Here is a 15,917-nt window from a genome sequence, read left to right on the forward strand (position 1 = left end):
GACACTTTGTGTCATTGGCAAGCACAGCTCATCGCTTACTGCATGGATTAATCGCAGCGCATGTCTATCCGTTTGAAATTATTGAGAAAAAAACTTGGTGTAACGTTGGATGTCCTGGCCGAAAAGTCTGGGATGACCAAGAGTTACCTGTCCAAGGTCGAGCGCGGGCTGAACACGCCGTCGATTGCCGCCGCGTTGAAGCTCGCCAAGGCGCTGAACGTGAAGGTCGAAGAGCTGTTCAGCGAAGACAGCGTCAGCCTCGACAGCTACAGCCTGGTGCGCAGCCATGAGCGGCCGGACACGTCACCGGGTTATGCGGTGCTGGCCCATCAGGTCAGCGAACGCAGCCTGCTGCCGTTCATCATCTACCCGCCCGCGGAGTTCACCGACAAGACCTTCAAGGAGCATGTGGGGGAAGAGTTTCTGTTTGTGCACGAAGGCCAGGTGGAAGTGGATTTCATGAATGAGCGGGTGATTCTGGAGAGGGGCGATGCGCTGCACTTCAATGCGCAGAAGCCCCATCGGTTGCGCTCGGTGGGGCCGGTGCAGGCACAATTGCTGGTTGTGGTGCACAGTTCGGAAGAATGATGTCGCGCGTGTGTTGCGAACACACTCAATGTGGGAGCTGGCTTGCCTGCGATAGCATCACCTCGGTTCAGCTGACAGACCGAGGTGCCTGTATCGCAGGCAAGCCAGCTCCCACATTGGATCGACGTCGCCCATAAAATCAGCGTTCGACAGGCACTGACAGCGCGGGATTACCCAATGGGTGCGTACGCGCCGCGAAGAACTTCAGCGCCACCCCAGCCCCCTCAAACAACTCCGAATACCGCCGCTTCTGTTGACGGATAAACCCATCACTGCGCCCCGACACCGAGATCGCCAGCGTGGACAGCCTGGCCTGGCGAATCGCATCCACCAGGTGTTTGTCCTGCGGTCCCAGGTCATGGCCAAAGATGCACAGTGCACCTTCGTGGCTGAGCAACTGCTCATAGCAGAACGACAGGTAATCCGAACTGCGGATCGTCTTGAGCTTCTCCTCAACCTTGCCCTCGCTGACAAACAGCGGCACATCGTCCAGGGTCTTGATCGTGTTGTTGATCGCAAAGCTGCTGAGCAAGGTGCTGTCGGTGGTCGGCAGTTTGCGCGCCGTACCATCCAGGTTGCGCACCAGGTGCAGGCCGCCGTGCAGGTAGAGGATGCGCGTAGCATCGGTGCGGGTGTCACGCAGGTCGAAGCTGGCGTCGGCGCTGCGAAACAGGTCGTCGATGCCCGGCGTGTGCAGGATGGCCCAATAGTTGAGCAGGTCGTAGTTGCTGGTGAATACCGTCGAGTAATGCTTCAGCTCAGCGTTGATCGTCGCCAGCGTCGACGGTTGCACCAGGCGCCATGGGATATGCACCGCGTGGATGGTATTGATCAAGGCTTCCTTGATCGCGTAATAGCGATTGCGCGGCGCCGCCGAGCTGACGGCCAGGGCCTTGTTGACCCGGCTGGTGGTCTTCAACGCGCCCAGGGCTTGCTCGAAACTGCGGGTTTGCAGGGCGTCGAATACGCTGAGCTCGGACTGGCTCAGGGGCTTTTCCTCAACGGTACGGGCGTTTTCGAACAGCGAGTCGTAGGCAAAGTCTTCCCAAATGGCACGGCTCGCACCATTGCCGATCAGAATCCCGCTGAAGTCCGTGCTGCTGCGCAGGGCGCTCCAGTCTTCAAGGTGGGCGTCAATATCCTGGAAATCCTTCATTGCGGCGGGTCTACTCGAAATCGGCTGGACGGAGACTTTATCACGGGTCGGCGTTGATCCTGATCAAGATGCGCTGGGTAGCGCAGGTTGATGCTGTAGGCATAAAGCCTCTGAGGATTGACCATGAGCAGCACCTTCTTTATCCCCGCCGTGAACATCATGGGCACCGACTGCCTCGACGAAGCCATGACCGCCATTCGCAACTATGGTTTTCGCAAGGCGCTGATCGTCACCGACGCCGGCCTGGCCAAGGCCGGCGTGGCGAGCATGATCGCCGAGAAACTGGCGATGCAGGACATCGACTCGGTGATCTATGACGGCGCCAAACCCAACCCGAATGTGGAAAACGTCGAGAAAGGCCTGGCGCTGTTGCAGGAAAGCGCTTGTGATTTCGTGGTGTCCCTGGGCGGCGGTTCACCCCATGACTGCGCCAAAGGCATCGCCCTGTGTGCAACCAACGGTGGGCATATCGGCGACTACGAAGGCGTTGACCAGTCCGGCAAACCGCAACTGCCCCTGGTGGCCATCAACACCACCGCCGGCACCGCCAGCGAGATGACACGTTTCTGCATCATCACCGACGAAACCCGCCATGTGAAAATGGCCATCGTCGACCGCAACGTCACGCCGCTGCTGTCGGTCAACGATCCGGCGCTGATGGTCGGCATGCCCAAGGGGCTGACCGCCGCCACCGGCATGGACGCGTTGACCCACGCGATCGAAGCCTACGTGTCCACCGCCGCCAACCCGATCACCGACGCCTGTGCCATCAAAGCCATCGAACTGATCAGCGCCAATCTGCGCCTGGCGGTGCGCGACGGCAGCGACAAGGCCGCCCGGGAAAACATGGCCTATGCGCAATTCCTCGCCGGCATGGCCTTCAACAATGCGTCCCTGGGTTTTGTGCACGCCATGGCGCACCAACTGGGAGGTTTATACGATCTGCCCCACGGCGTATGCAACGCGGTGTTGCTGCCCCATGTGCAAAGCTTCAACGCCAGCGTCTGCGCCAAACGCCTGAGCGATGTGGGCCGTGCGTTGGGTGCCGACGTCAAGGGCATCACCGATGAAGAGGGCGCCCAGGCCGCCATCGCCGCCATTCGCAGCCTGGCCCATGATGTCGAGATCCCGGCAGGATTGCGCGAGCTGGGCGCCAAGTTGCAGGACATTCCCTTGCTGGCGACTAACGCGCTGAAGGATGCGTGTGGGCTGACCAATCCACGGCGGGCGGATCAGCGGCAGATCGAGGAGATCTTTCGCAACGCGTTTTAATCCGCTCGACAACGGGCGACGCACACAGATGCGGCGCCCGCCAACACCACACATAACAACGCCAACGGCCACGCCTGCTGACTCACCAGCAGGCTTGCCACGCCACCGATCAATGCGGCCATCAACTGATGCATAAAACCGCTCAACGCCATGGCGTAGGAGCCGCTCACCGGTGAGGCATCGTTGGCCAGGGACAAACTGATCGGGTAACTCATCGATTGCCCCAGCACCGCCACGCAGTAAGGCAGCCACAGCAAGACAGCGATTCCGCCAGCAAGCACACTGCCCAGCAGCATCACGGCCGTTCCCGTCAGAACCAGTGCCACGCCCCAGCCCATCATCTTTACCCGACCCGTGCGAGCCACGAAGCGGTTGACCATCAATGCCCCCGCCAGATACGCCGCGCTGATTGGCCAACCCAGCCAGCCATATTGCGCCGCGCTCCACTCGAAACGGCCTTGCAGAATCAACGGTGCACAGGTGTTGAAGGCGATGATCACCCCATAACCCAGGCCACCGGCCAAGGCTGCATGCAGAAACGGTGGATGTCGCACGATGGTGGCGTAGATGCGCCAGGCGGATAGAGACGCGTCGGCCTTCACCAGCGCCGGGAACGTCACCCGTTGCAACACCAGCATCAACCCGAGCGCGCCAATCGCCAACCCGTAGAAGATCGCCTCCCAGCCAAAGATCACCTGCAACAGCGAACCTGTGAATTGACCGATGCCCAAAGCGATCACGAAAGTCATGCCCAGCCACGACAACCCTTTTGCCAGCAATGCACCGCTGAAGCTGTCACGCACCAACACCCGCGCCATCACCGAAACACCGCCTGCCCCCAGACCTTGAATCAGCCGCAATGACAGGAAGACTTCAACGCTGGGGGCCGAGGGGATCGCGGCACTCGCCACGGCGTACACTGCGAGCGCCGTCAACAGCACAGGCTTACGCCCAAAACGTTCGCCCAGGCTGCCCCATAGCAGCATCGGCAAAGCCATACCGACGAGGTAGATCGCCAAGGCCAGCGCGACGTGGTCTTCGGCGGCTGGGAGGGCGCGGGCGATGGCGGGGACGGCAGGCAGGTAGCTGCTGATGCCGACTTGGGCGAGGAAGGCGGCGCTGCAGGCCAGGGCGAGGGTGGTGGTATTGTTCAAAGGCAAGCTTTTCCTTTTTCAGCGGTAAGCTACAAGCTGCTAGTGTGTTTGTCTCTAACGTGCGGCTAATCGTTTGTAACCAAGGAACCAACCCATGAGAGTTCTGTTATTCGGCGCCACCGGCATGGTCGGCCAGGGTGTCCTGCGTGAGTGTCTGTTGGCCGCTGACGTTCAGGAAGTCGTCGCTGTCGGCCGCACGCCCTTGACCCAGGAGCACGGCAAGCTGCACCAGGTGTTGCATGGCGATATGCTGGATTTCCAGCCTCTGGAAAACCTGTTGCAAGGCTTTGACGCGTGTTTCTTTTGCCTCGGTGTTTCATCGGCGGGGATGAATGAAACCCAGTACACCCATCTCACCTATGACCTGACGCTGGTCGCCGCCAGCACCCTGGCGCGGCTTAATCCGCAGATGACCTTTATCTACGTCTCAGGCGCCGGGACGGACAGTTCCGAGGCGGGTAAGTCGATGTGGGCGCGGGTTAAGGGCAAGACCGAGAATGCTTTGCTGCGCCTGCCGTTCAAGGCGGTGTATCTGTTTCGGCCGGGGGTGATCCAGCCGTTGCATGGCGTGCGGTCGAAGACGCCGTTGTACCAGTCGTTTTATTCGGTACTCGGGCCGTTGCTGTCGTTTGTGCGGCGGCTGAACCCGGGCTGGGTGGTGAGTACCGAGACAGTAGGCCGGGCGATGTTACAGGCTGCCAGCCAGGGTGCGCCGCAGCCGGTAGTGGAGCAGGCCGAGATCAATCGGCTGGCCAGCGAGCGTCGCTGATGCTGCACAAGAGTCTGGTGCGTCGCTTGGACCTGATCACGCTGCAGTTGTTTGTGGCGGTGTTCGAGGAAGGCACGCTGACCCGCGCCGCCAACCGTGAAGCCATCGCTGTATCGGCCGCCAGCAAGCGTTTGATGGAGCTGGAGCAGGTGCTGGGGGTCAGTCTGTTCGTGCGGCGGGCCAAGGGCATGGACCTGACGGCCGCTGGCGAAACCCTGTTGCACCATGCGCGGCAGATGCTGTTCAACGTCGAGAAGATGGGCCTGGAGCTGGGCGAGCACAGCCATGGCGTGCGCGGTTATGTGCGGATGCTGGCCAATCTGTCGGCAATCATTCAGTTCCTTCCGGAAGACCTGCGGGATTTTTCCGAGCGGCATCCCGAAGTGAAAACCGACCTGGAAGAACGTCCCAGCAATGGTGTGGTGCAAGGCGTGCTGGATGGCGTGGCGGACCTGGGCATCTGCTCCAGTGACACCGACACCAAAGGCCTGCCCAGCGTGACGTATCGCCACGACAAACTGGTGGTGCTGATGCCGGCGGATCACCCATTGGCGGCGCGCAAAACCCTGGCGTTTGCCGACACCCTGGACAGTGATTACGTTGGCCTGCACGCCGCCAGCTCGATCAACATGCGCACCCACGCCGCCGCGCGCGAGGCGGGCAAGATGCTGCGCCTGCGCATTCATGTGCCGGGGTTCGATGCGATGTGCCGGATGGTCCAGGCGAATATGGGCATCGGTATCCTGCCGCAGAAAGCGTATGAACTGTTTGGTCGTGCATTGGGTTTGCATGCCGTGCCGCTGACGGACGACTGGTCGGATCGCAGCCTGATCCTGGTGGTGCGTGATGAGGCGCAGCTGTCGCCGGTCAGCCGGTTGCTGTTCGAAGATCTGCGCAGGACGACGGGTTGAGCGAAACCCTGTTGGCCCCATCGCGGGCAAGCCCGGCTCCCACATTGGAACGCGCTCAACTGTGGGAGCCGGGCTTGCCCGCGATGGCGATCTGATCAGCACTGAGCATGTAGGGGCGTTCGTATTTGGCGAATGCTCCTTGCCAACTGACGGTTGGATTTATCCTGTTCCTGGCCTTTAGTCTTGGCGCCACATTCCAAGAATAAGAGGTACACCCCATGACGGCTCCCCTGAGCGGTATCAAGGTGATTGAGATCGGCACCTTGATTGCAGCGCCGTTCGCCGCCCGGTTGATGGGCGAGTTTGGCGCCGAGGTGATCAAGATCGAGGCCATGGGCCAAGGTGACCCGCTTCGCAAATGGCGAAAGCTGCACGAAGGCACGTCGCTGTGGTGGTACCTGCAATCGCGCAACAAAAAGTCCCTGGCGCTGGATCTCAAGTCGCCCGAAGGCCTGGACCTGATCAAGCAATTGCTCGGTGACGCCGACGTGCTGATTGAAAACCTGCGCCCCGGCGGCCTGGAAAAACTCGGCCTTGGCTGGGACGTGCTGCACGCCCTCAACCCCAAGCTGACGTTGGTGCGCATCTCCGGTTACGGCCAGACCGGCCCGTATCGCGACCGCCCTGGCTTTGGTGCCATCGGCGAGGCCATGGGCGGTATCCGCTACACCACTGGCAACCCGGACTCGCCACCGGCGCGGGTCGGCGTGAGCCTGGGGGATTCCCTGGCGTCGTTGCACGGTGTGATCGGCGCGCTGATGTCGCTGTTGCGGGTCAAGACGGGGCAGGGCGACGGGCAGATTGTCGATGTGTCTCTGGCCGAAAGCGTGTTCAACCTGATGGAAAGCCTGGTGCCGGAATACGACATGCTCGGCCATGTGCGTGAACGCAGCGGCGGTGCCTTGCCGGGCATTGCGCCCTCCAATACCTACCTGACAGCCGACGGTGCCTACGTGGTGATCGCCGGCAACAGTGACCCGATCTACAAGCGCCTGATGCACACCATTGGCCGCGCCGACCTGGCCGAAGCACCCGAGTTTGCCCACAACGATGGGCGCGCCGCCAAAAGCGGTCTGCTCGACGCCGCGATCACCCACTGGACCAGCAGCCTGCCCATCGACCACGTGCTCAGCGCGCTTGAAGCCGCAGAGGTACCGGCGGGGCGCATCTACTCCGTCGCGAATATCGTCAGTGACCCGCACTACCAGGCGCGTGACATGTTGCTCAATGCCGAGCTGCCTGGCGGTGTGTCGGTAAAGATGCCCGGCATCGTGCCTAAACTCTCGGACACCCCTGGCGGCGTGAACTGGCAGGGCCCGTCTCTGGGGCAACACACCGACGAAATTCTCGGCAGCCTGGGCCTGTCCGGCGCCGATATCCAACGCCTGAAAACCTCGGGAGTGGTGCAATGATCACAGACTATTCAGACCCGCTGATCGTGCAGGAAGTGTCCCCGCGTGACGGCCTGCAAATCGAGCCGACCTGGGTCGCAACGGCGGACAAGATCGCCTTGATCGACCAGCTTTCCCTGGCCGGTTTTTCACGGATCGAAGCCGGTTCGTTCGTCTCGCCCAAGGCCATTCCAGCATTGCGCGATGGCGAGCAAGTGTTCCAGGGCATCCAACGCAAGCCGGGTGTTATCTATGTCGCACTGATCCCCAATCTCAAGGGCGCCCTGCGTGCCATCGAGTCCCGTGCCGATGAGTTGAACCTGGTGATGTCCGCCAGCCAGACCCACAACCTGGCCAATATGCGCATGCGCTGTGAAGCGTCGTTGGCGGCGTTTGGCGAGATCGTCAGCGTTGCCGCTGACCACCCGGTGAGGCTCAACGGCAGCATCGCCACCACGTTCGGTTGCCCGTTTGAAGGCAAGATCGATGAAGACCGCGTGCTGCAATTCGTTGACGCTTACCTTGAACTGGGCATCCAGGGCATCAGCCTGGCCGACACCACGGGCATGGCCAATCCACGCCAGGTGGAACGGCTGGTCAAGCGCGTGTTGCAGCGCGTATCCGCCAGCGACCTGACCCTGCATTTTCACAACACCCGCGGCCTGGGTTTATGCAACGTGCTGGCCGCTTATGAGGCTGGTGCCCGTCGATTTGACGCGGCGCTCGGCGGTTTGGGCGGCTGCCCGTTCGCACCGGGGGCGTCGGGCAATATCTGCACTGAAGATTTGGTCAACCTGTGCGAAGAGGTCGGGATTCACACCGGCATCGACCTGCCGCACCTGCTGCACATGTCCCGCCGCCTGCCGGCCCTGTTGGGCCATGAACTACCTGGCCAGGTGGCCAAGGCCGGGCGCAATGGCGACCTGCATCCGCCGCCGGCCTACATCGCCACGCTGTAGCACCGCACCAGACAACAAAAACAATCGGGCGCCTGTGAGCAGCCCGCTGGAGAGAAACCATGAGCACTAATACGTTGGAGGCCGGCGCGCGCCCGGCTGCTGAAATCGATGCCGAAAAAGCCCTGGTCAGCAAGGTCGCCTGGCGCCTGATGCCACTGATCATGGTGTGCTACCTGTTCGCGTTTTTTGACCGTATCAACATCAGCTTTGCCAAGTTCCAGTTGCAAGCAGACCTTAGCCTGAGCGACACCGCCTATGGCCTGGGCGCCGGGTTGTTCGTGGTGGGATACGTGATCTTCGAAGTGCCGAGCAACATGATGCTGTACAAGGTCGGCGCGCGGCGCTGGATTGCGCGGATCATGATGTCGTGGGGGCTGGCGACGGCGGCCATGGTGTTTGTCACGGCAGAATGGCAGTTCTATGTGCTGCGCTTCCTGATCGGCGCAATGGAGGCAGGTTTTGCGCCCGGCGTGCTGTATTACCTGACGTTGTGGTTCCCGCAGCACTTCCGTGGGCGCATCACCTCGATGCTGTTCCTGGCCTCGGCCTTTGCCGGCCTGGTGGGCGCACCGTTCTCCGGCTTGGTGCTGGAGCACCTCGACGGCGTCTTGCAAATGCGCGGCTGGCACTGGTTGTTCCTGCTCGGCGGCTTGCCGTGCATCGGCCTGGGCTTCCTGGTGCTGACGCTGCTCAAGGACCGCATCGAAGATGCCCATTGGCTGACACCCGCGGAGAAAACCTTGCTGGCCAGTCGCATCGCCAAGCATGAGCCGAACCAGCACGGTGGTTCTCTGTTGTCGGCGATCCGTATTCCAGGGTTCCTGATGCTCGGTTTCATCTACTTTCTGATCCAGGTGGCGTCCTACGGCCTCAACTTCTGGGCGCCGCAGTTGATCCGCAGCGCGGGCACCCAGAGCCCGGTGATGATCGGCCTGCTCACGGCGATTCCTTATGTGTGTGGCGCCATCAGCATGGTGGTGATCGGGCGGCTGTCGGATGCCACGGGTGAGCGTCGCAAGTTCGTCTGTGGCCTGGTGGTACTGGGGGCGGTGGGCTTCTTCAGTGCCGGCATTTTCGCCGACCACACGACCTTTCTGATTATCGCCCTGGGCATGCTGGGCGCGGGCATCATCGCCTCGATCCCGACCTTCTGGACCCTGCCACCCAAGTTGCTGGCCGGTGCCGGAGCCGGTGCAGCGGGCGGTATTGCGGTGATCAATACCCTCGGACAATTCGGTGGCATTGTCAGCCCGGTGATGGTGGGACGCATCAAGGACCTCACCGGCAGCACCACGCCGGCACTGTATGTGATCGGCGTGTGCGCGCTGTTGGCAGCAGCGTTGCTGCTGTGGGGCTTGCCGCAAAAACTGCGCACGCTCGATAAAGGCTGATCAGCCAGCGGTGGCCAACGCCCGGACCGGTGTGGCGCTGAACTGAATCAATGCCACCCCGCCAATCAACAACAACGCCCCCAGCACACGGGGCGTTGTCAGTTGGCGCTCCACCAGGCCGAACAGTCCGAAGTGATCCAGCACCAACGAGGCCAAAATCTGCCCAGCCATGGCCAGCGCGATAAACCCCGACGCACCCAGCTTGGGCAGCAGCATCAACGCCAGGGCAATAAAGCACACGCCAAACGCGCCACCGGCCCACATCCATAGCGGCGCCTTGCTGATAAACGCCAGGCTCGGTAGCGGCAGGCGCAGCGCCAGAATCACCGGCAGCAACACGATGATGCTCACCAGCAACGACGCCAACGTGGCCCACAACGGGTGGCCAAGGCCGCGTCCGAGGTTGGCGTTGATCGCACTTTGAAACGGCACCACTGCACCGGCAATGACCGCCAGCGCCAATAAACCCACCCAATGCAACGTTGTCATGGCGAATCTCCAAGAGGTTTTGCTGGACTCTAGGCTATTCGTCACGCAAATTTAAATTCCAAGTTCTTATGCCGAGCATGCAGCTGATGAATGATCTGCGCCGCATCGACCTCAACCTGCTGGTGATCCTCGACGCCTTGCTCAGCGAGCAACACGTCACCCGTGCGGCTGAGCGTTTGCACCTTAGCCAGCCGGCGGTCAGCCATGCGCTGGCGCGTTTGCGTGACCTGCTGGGTGACCCGCTGCTGGTGCGCCAGGGCGGTAGCCTGGTGCCGACGGCTCGCGCGCTGGAGTTGGCCGCGCCACTGGCTGAAGCCCTGGCCCAGGTGCAGGCCTTGCTGGCGCCGAATCGCTTTGACCCGGCGTCGGCCAAGCGCAGGTTTCGGGTGGCGATGTCTGACTACAGTGCGGCGATTTTCCTACCCGACCTGGTGCGGATGCTGCGCAGCGAGGCTCCGGGTATCGATCTGCAAATCATCCAGGCCAGCCGTGAAGGCATGGTGGAGGGCGTGCTCAATGGCGACCTTGACCTGGCGGCGGGGGTCTTCCCCGACATGCCCGCAGAACTGTGTACTACGCCGTTGTTCGAAGAGCACTACACCTGCCTGGTGGACCGCAACAGCCTGTCGGCAAGTGGCACATTGGATCTGTCCACCTACCTGTCACGCCCCCATGTCTTGTTGGAAATGCGTGGCAGCGGCACACCGGAAATCGAGCGGGCACTGACGGCGATTCGTGAACGTCGACACGTAGCAATCAGCCTGCCGCACTGGGGCGTAGCGCCGCAGTTGATCCAAGGCACCGACCTGATCCTCACCGTTTCGACGCGTGGCTTGCTGAATATTGATCACCAGCACTTGTTGGCCGTACCGCCGCCCTTTCATATTCCATCGTTTGCGTTTGAATTGGCGTGGCATGCACGCCGGGGCGGGGATTCGGGGTTGCAGTGGTTGATTGGGCAGGTGCAGGGTGTATTGTCCAAGGGCCACCGCTGACAGGAAAACAACACCATGCTTTCTGGCTTCAACCACCTCACCCTCGCTGTCACCGATTTGGATCGCAGCGTCCGCTTCTATCATCAGCTGTTGCAACTTCAACTGGACGCTACCTGGGACGCCGGCGCCTACCTCTCGCTGCCGGGCCTGTGGTTATGTTTGTCGCTCGATCCATTGCGCACTGCGCAGCCGGCGGCCGACTACACCCATTACGCGTTCACAGTGCCTGCAGATGATTTCAGCGCACTGGTGGCACGCCTGCGTGCGGAGGATGTGCAGGAGTGGCGTGACAACCGCAGTGAAGGTGCCTCGTTCTATTTCCTCGACCCGGACGGCCACAAGCTCGAAGCCCATGTCGGCGACCTGGCCTCGCGGTTGCAAGCCTGTCGCGCCAAGCCCTATGCCGGAATGCAGTTTTACCCATAGCACGGGAACGTGCAGAATCCCTTCACTGTTCAATCCTCTGTCTGAGTCACGCCCATGACCCCATCCTTGCTGCTCGCCGTGCTTGCTTCAGGTTTTATCTACGGTATTACACCGGGGCCGGGGGTGTTGGCCGTGTTCGGCATCGGCGCCGCCCGTGGCCGGCGTGCCGGCGCAGGGTTCTTGTGCGGGCACCTGCTGGGAGATGTGGTGTGGTGCTCGACAGCGCTGATCGCCATCGTTGGCGCGCGGGAAGTGGGCAGCAGTGCGTTTGATGTGCTTGGTGTGCTCAGTGGCCTGTATTTGTTCTGGCTTGGCTGGCGCGCGATTCGAACCCAGCGCCGCAGCAGCGATGCGCCTCAAGGGGCTGCACGGCATCCGTTCTGGCATGGCATTGTGTTCGGCCTGACCAACCCCAAGGCGTACCCGGTGGCGGTGGCGACATTCACGGCGTTGCTGTCCAGCCGTGCCGAGTTGCTGACCTGGTCGATGCTGCCGTCGTTGATCTTCCTCAGCTTCGTCGGCGGCCTGCTGGCCTACGCGATCCTCATCGGCGTGGTCGGCGCCCAACGGGTACGTACGGTGTATCAACGCCATGAAATCCTGATCACCAAGCTCTGCGGTGTAATGTTTATTGGCTTCGCCATCAACGCCCTGGCGCACGCGTTGCCGGGCCTGTTTGGCAGCAAACCCGCTTGATTTGAAGATGACCGTTCGTCGCACTGGCGAGTTTTTTCTAAACCTTTGCCGCCCTGAAAATTCGAATTGAGGGCGGGGTGTGTTCCCCCGCCCTTATTTTCAGCCTGGAGGAACCCATCATGAGCCGCATGGCTATCCGGTTACGCACCGCCAGTTTCGCGATGCTGCTGGGCCTCGGCGCCAGCAATGCTTTCGCCCAGTCGCCTGCTGAATTCATCGAGCAGGCTTCGGCCAAGGGTATGGCCGATATCGAAACCAGTCGCATGGCCCACGCCAAGACCTCTTCCCAAGAGATCAAGGACTACACCATCGAGGTGATCAATGAGCGCACCCTGGCCAACCAGCACCTGGCGGCCATCGCCAAAAAGCTTGATCTGCCGGTGGCGCCGCGGGAAAAGATCGTCGACAAAGCCGAAACCCTGATGCCTGAACTCAAGGACGGCGACTCGTTTGATGCGGCCTACACCGCACAGCAAGTGAAGGAAAACGAAGACGCCATCGCGCTGTTCAAACAGGAAGGCGCGGCGTCGGATGTGCCGGAAATAAAAGCGCTGGTCGATGAGACGCTGCCCAAGCTGGAAGAGCGTTTGCAGAAGGCTCGCGCCTTGGCGTCGACTTACGGTAAAGGTCATCAAGGCGACGGTTAAGTGCGTCACCTGAAATAAAAAACGGCGGTTGGATCAGATCCAACCGCCGTTTTTTATGCCTGGTTCAAATCGGTCTTGGTCGGTGCCGCATCGTCGGCAGCATGACCGCAACTGCTATTCAGGCTCACCGTACCCGCGTTGCCGATGCTGCGGTATTCCTGGCGCAGTTTCTCCAGCTCTTTGCGGTCCAGGCCGTCCAGGCTGAGCACGGCATTTTGTGCATCCTTGGACACACGCAGCAGTTCATCGATCTTGATATGCAGGATGTCGTTGTCGCGGTTCTGCGTGTTCTGGATCAGGAACACCATCAGGAAGGTGATGATGGTGGTCGAGGTATTGATGATCAGTTGCCACGTGTCGTTGTAGTGGAAATACGGCCCGCTCAGGCTCCACGCCAGGATCAACGCCACTGCCGCGTAGAACGTGCGCGGGCTGCCGGCCCAACGGGACAGGGATTGGGAGACTGCGGAGAATTTCATGACCGTTTTCCTTGGAAGGGGGTGATGAAATAATGGACCGCAGGGATTCTTTGAAATTTCTTTTTACATTTGCTGAGGGCCTTCAGAACGCCAATTGAGCCTGACCTGTACCTTCCAGCGCCAGCAAATACTGTTTGGCCTCCAACCCTCCTGCAAAGCCGGTCAGCCCACCCGACGCACCAATCACCCGATGGCACGGCGCAATGATCGAGATGGGGTTACGCCCATTGGCGGCACCCACTGCGCGTACCGCTTTCGGGTTGCCGATCTGCTGGGCGATCTGGCTGTAGCTGCGGGTCTCGCCGAAAGGAATCGTCAGCAGTGCCTGCCAGACCCGCTTCTGGAAATCGGTGCCGGAAAAGTCCAACTCCAGCTCGAACTGGTTGCGCGCACCGGCGAAGTATTCCTGCAACTGGCGTTCGGTTTCCAGCAGCACCGGGCTGTCATTGGCCTCGCGCAATTCACCCAAACGCACACGGTTGGCGCGCTCGGTTTCCCACAGGATGGCGCCGAGTTTGCCGTTGCGCGCCACCAGGGTGAGTTGGCCGACGGGGGAGGGCATGAGTTTGTATTCGTAGGGCATGGGCCTGATCCTTGACGCTGTATGGCAGTACTATCCGTCTTATAAACCGTGGGGGAACCCTGTTTCTTGCGATGGAACTCCACGCGGCTAAAAACGCCAGTGAATCCAATTGCCCGAGCCATAGACCCAGGAGACCAGGAAGATAAACCAGGCTATCGAGGGCGTCGACAATGCGACCAGTGAGCCGACATTGAGCAGAGCAATGATGGCCGCACCGATTGTCAGACCTCGACTGGCATGCTGCCTCGCGTACCACGCGCCATAGATGGACCCGGCAACGGTAGCTATCGATTTAAGGCCTCCGAGACCTATGGGGGGCAAGGGCATCAGCGGGGCCAGCAGTGGAATGACCAGCACCAGCCCCACGACTTTTCTAAAGACCGGCCTCGGCGTTTTTTGTCCGCGCGGGAGCATTCTGGGTTGTCCTGTTTCTGGGTAAGGGGTTTCCCATAGTAATAGGCGAATGTTCTTACCCCTGTAGGGATGGGCTTAATCAATGTTCCTGCTGAAGCACTTTCAGCGCTGCCGACGCCGGAAACCCCGAGCGGCTTTTTTCTTCCGGATGATGCAGTACATATTCATCGATGCGGTTGAGCAGGTAACCCGGCAGCGTGATGTTGAGCTTCTGCGCCTTGCCCAGATACTTGGTGACATCAATGTCCACCACGGCCCAGGTGCAGCCTGCGTACTGAGGGTTGGCTGCATGCAGGGTGACCTTCTGCGCACTGGGAATCGGTGCACCGTCTTCCGCCAGTATCTCGAAGTGCCCTTCGATGGCTTCGCGAGCCATGGCCATGGCGTCGTCCAGGCCGTCACCGGCGGAGTAGCAACCGGGAATATCCGGCACTTCCACGCCCCAGGCGTGATCCTCGTCGCCGCTTGAAATTGCAATCGGGTAAAGCATCATTGAACCCTCAAAAGGGTACTTACCATAACCACCAAAGCTTTGTAATCAACGCGACCGCATCCATTCATATTGAACGAATTTTCCGAAAGGAACGTACGAGGGCTCTTTCAAAACCCTTGATACGCTATCTAGGCTATATCACTCTATTTATTACGTTCATAAAAGCTTGGATCAATAAGTTGTGTTCTTGTTTTCGGGTAAGAACTAACAGTTGCGCACACGCATCCACTTCCGCCAGCGGCCGGTACGTCACGCCTTTATTCATCAAACTCTGCGTACATTCCGGCACCAACGCCACACCTTGCCCGGCTGCCACCAGTGCAATGATCGACGTGATCTGCCGCCCGGTCGGGCCCGGGCGCAAAGGCTGGCCGTGATGCCGATAAAGCTGCTCGATGGACTGGTTGAGCCCCGATCCATAATCCGCCGGAAACAGGATCAACGGGTAGGCACTGAGCTGCGCCAGGTTGACGCTTGCCTGGCGGGCCAACGGGCTCTCACTGGACACGGCGGCCACCAGCCTTTCTTCGCCCAGGGACAGCGCTTGCACCGCTTCGCCTTGCGGCAACAGGCGACTCCAACCGATATCCAGCCGCCCATCCGCCACCTGCGCGCCGAGGCTGCCGGAGGCGCATTCCACGAGGGTCAATTGGACATCGGGGAAGCGCAGGGCAAATGCCTGGATCGCCTGGCTGAACAGATCCGACAGCGCGATCGAACTCACATACCCCAGCGTCAGTTGCCCCGCAGTGCCCGCCGCCAGTTTGCCGGCGATCACTTGCGCCAACTCAACCTGCTCCAGCACACCACGGGCATAGGGCAGGAACGAGCGGCCTTGCGCGGTGAGGGTGACCGTGCGGCTGGTGCGATCGAACAGCTTGAAGCCCAACTCGGTCTCCAGCGCCGAGATCTGGCGGGTCAGCGGCGGCTGCGCCAGGTGCAGGCGAATGGCCGCGCGGCCGAAGTGCAATTCTTCGGCGACCGTCAGAAAGTAACGCAGCTTGCGTAGGTCGAGCATCCTGGTCCTTGGGTATCGATCGGTCTGAAATCGGTATTGGTTTTAGACCTGCCGGCCATTCTATAAAGACCTCACAAAATAAAACG

Annotated in this window: 18 protein-coding genes; 11 read left to right on the forward strand and 7 right to left on the reverse strand. The window is 60.7% G+C overall.

The window, feature by feature from the left end:
* Positions 1–60 precede the first annotated feature (60 nt).
* On the forward strand, positions 61–588 hold the full coding sequence (locus EJ576_RS07855) for a helix-turn-helix domain-containing protein (protein WP_028619304.1): 528 nt from the start codon (positions 61–63) through the stop codon (positions 586–588).
* A 139-nt stretch (positions 589–727) separates the two neighbouring features.
* Here EJ576_RS07855 and EJ576_RS07860 read toward each other — a convergent pair whose 3' ends face one another.
* Positions 728–1,744 carry a DUF4917 family protein gene (locus tag EJ576_RS07860; protein WP_126569991.1) on the reverse strand — a complete coding sequence of 339 codons (1,017 nt, stop codon included), beginning with the start codon at positions 1,742–1,744 and terminating at the stop codon, positions 728–730.
* 123 nt (positions 1,745–1,867) lie between these two features.
* On the opposite strand from EJ576_RS07860, the gene yiaY reads away from it, so the two are divergent.
* The gene (gene yiaY, locus EJ576_RS07865; RefSeq protein ID WP_122724811.1) at positions 1,868–3,016 is read left to right on the forward strand and encodes an L-threonine dehydrogenase; all 1,149 of its coding nucleotides are present in this window, start codon (positions 1,868–1,870) and stop codon (positions 3,014–3,016) included.
* On the opposite strand, the gene EJ576_RS07870 is transcribed toward yiaY, so the two are convergent.
* Complete coding sequence (locus EJ576_RS07870; RefSeq protein WP_122724813.1) at positions 3,013–4,170, reverse strand: MFS transporter; 1,158 nt, start codon at positions 4,168–4,170, stop codon at positions 3,013–3,015. The two genes, yiaY and EJ576_RS07870, sit on opposite strands and share 4 nt — an antisense overlap.
* 94 nt (positions 4,171–4,264) lie before the next feature.
* On the opposite strand from EJ576_RS07870, the gene EJ576_RS07875 reads away from it, so the two are divergent.
* The 5 genes from EJ576_RS07875 to EJ576_RS07895 all read left to right on the forward strand — a co-directional run bounded on the left by EJ576_RS07875 (position 4,265) and on the right by EJ576_RS07895 (position 9,591).
* Positions 4,265–4,939 (forward strand): NAD(P)H-binding protein, encoded by a 675-nt coding sequence (locus tag EJ576_RS07875; RefSeq protein WP_122724815.1) that lies wholly within the window; start codon positions 4,265–4,267, stop codon positions 4,937–4,939.
* Positions 4,939–5,850 (forward strand): LysR family transcriptional regulator, encoded by a 912-nt coding sequence (locus tag EJ576_RS07880; RefSeq protein ID WP_126569992.1) that lies wholly within the window; start codon positions 4,939–4,941, stop codon positions 5,848–5,850. The genes EJ576_RS07875 and EJ576_RS07880 overlap by 1 nt, the downstream gene beginning before the upstream one ends.
* A 218-nt stretch (positions 5,851–6,068) precedes the next feature.
* Positions 6,069–7,262, forward strand: coding sequence for a CaiB/BaiF CoA-transferase family protein (locus tag EJ576_RS07885; protein ID WP_122724819.1), 1,194 nt, complete (start codon positions 6,069–6,071; stop codon positions 7,260–7,262).
* Positions 7,259–8,200 carry a hydroxymethylglutaryl-CoA lyase gene (locus EJ576_RS07890; protein WP_078047311.1) on the forward strand — a complete coding sequence of 314 codons (942 nt, stop codon included), beginning with the start codon at positions 7,259–7,261 and terminating at the stop codon, positions 8,198–8,200. The genes EJ576_RS07885 and EJ576_RS07890 overlap by 4 nt, the downstream gene beginning before the upstream one ends.
* A gap of 59 nt (positions 8,201–8,259) precedes the next feature.
* Positions 8,260–9,591, forward strand: coding sequence for an MFS transporter (locus tag EJ576_RS07895; RefSeq protein ID WP_078047312.1), 1,332 nt, complete (start codon positions 8,260–8,262; stop codon positions 9,589–9,591).
* On the opposite strand, the gene EJ576_RS07900 is transcribed toward EJ576_RS07895, so the two are convergent.
* Positions 9,592–10,080: a DMT family transporter gene (locus tag EJ576_RS07900; RefSeq protein WP_126569993.1), complete on the reverse strand. Its 489-nt coding sequence runs from the start codon at positions 10,078–10,080 to the stop codon at positions 9,592–9,594. It abuts the gene before it with no gap.
* Between the two features lie 68 nt (positions 10,081–10,148).
* Between EJ576_RS07900 and EJ576_RS07905 the strand changes: the two genes are divergently transcribed.
* The 4 genes from EJ576_RS07905 to EJ576_RS07920 all read left to right on the forward strand — a co-directional run bounded on the left by EJ576_RS07905 (position 10,149) and on the right by EJ576_RS07920 (position 12,844).
* The gene (locus EJ576_RS07905) at positions 10,149–11,075 is read left to right on the forward strand and encodes a LysR family transcriptional regulator (RefSeq protein ID WP_126569994.1); all 927 of its coding nucleotides are present in this window, start codon (positions 10,149–10,151) and stop codon (positions 11,073–11,075) included.
* Positions 11,076–11,090: 15 nt separating this feature from the next.
* Complete coding sequence (gene fos / locus EJ576_RS07910; RefSeq protein WP_126569995.1) at positions 11,091–11,501, forward strand: fosfomycin resistance glutathione transferase; 411 nt, start codon at positions 11,091–11,093, stop codon at positions 11,499–11,501.
* A 54-nt stretch (positions 11,502–11,555) separates the two neighbouring features.
* Positions 11,556–12,197 carry a LysE family translocator gene (locus EJ576_RS07915; RefSeq protein ID WP_122724829.1) on the forward strand — a complete coding sequence of 214 codons (642 nt, stop codon included), beginning with the start codon at positions 11,556–11,558 and terminating at the stop codon, positions 12,195–12,197.
* A 119-nt stretch (positions 12,198–12,316) separates the two neighbouring features.
* Entirely contained in the window at positions 12,317–12,844 is a 528-nt protein-coding gene (locus EJ576_RS07920; protein WP_016975135.1) for a DUF4142 domain-containing protein, read from the forward strand.
* A 53-nt stretch (positions 12,845–12,897) separates the two neighbouring features.
* Here the strand turns inward: EJ576_RS07920 and EJ576_RS07925 are convergent, their stop codons facing one another.
* The 4 genes from EJ576_RS07925 to EJ576_RS07945 form a co-directional block, all read right to left on the reverse strand.
* Positions 12,898–13,323, reverse strand: a complete 426-nt coding sequence (locus EJ576_RS07925) for a low affinity iron permease family protein (RefSeq protein WP_028619315.1) — start codon at positions 13,321–13,323, stop codon at positions 12,898–12,900.
* Positions 13,324–13,405: 82 nt separating this feature from the next.
* Positions 13,406–13,906: a methylated-DNA--[protein]-cysteine S-methyltransferase gene (locus EJ576_RS07930; protein WP_122724833.1), complete on the reverse strand. Its 501-nt coding sequence runs from the start codon at positions 13,904–13,906 to the stop codon at positions 13,406–13,408.
* Positions 13,907–14,399: 493 nt separating this feature from the next.
* Positions 14,400–14,810, reverse strand: a complete 411-nt coding sequence (locus EJ576_RS07940; RefSeq protein ID WP_126569996.1) for a type II toxin-antitoxin system HicB family antitoxin — start codon at positions 14,808–14,810, stop codon at positions 14,400–14,402.
* A 136-nt stretch (positions 14,811–14,946) separates the two neighbouring features.
* Positions 14,947–15,831, reverse strand: coding sequence for a LysR family transcriptional regulator (locus EJ576_RS07945; RefSeq protein ID WP_126569997.1), 885 nt, complete (start codon positions 15,829–15,831; stop codon positions 14,947–14,949).
* Positions 15,832–15,917 lie beyond the last annotated feature (86 nt).

Source organism: Pseudomonas sp. C 49-2 (assembly GCF_003970195.1).
Lineage (GTDB): Bacteria > Pseudomonadota > Gammaproteobacteria > Pseudomonadales > Pseudomonadaceae > Aquipseudomonas > Aquipseudomonas canadensis.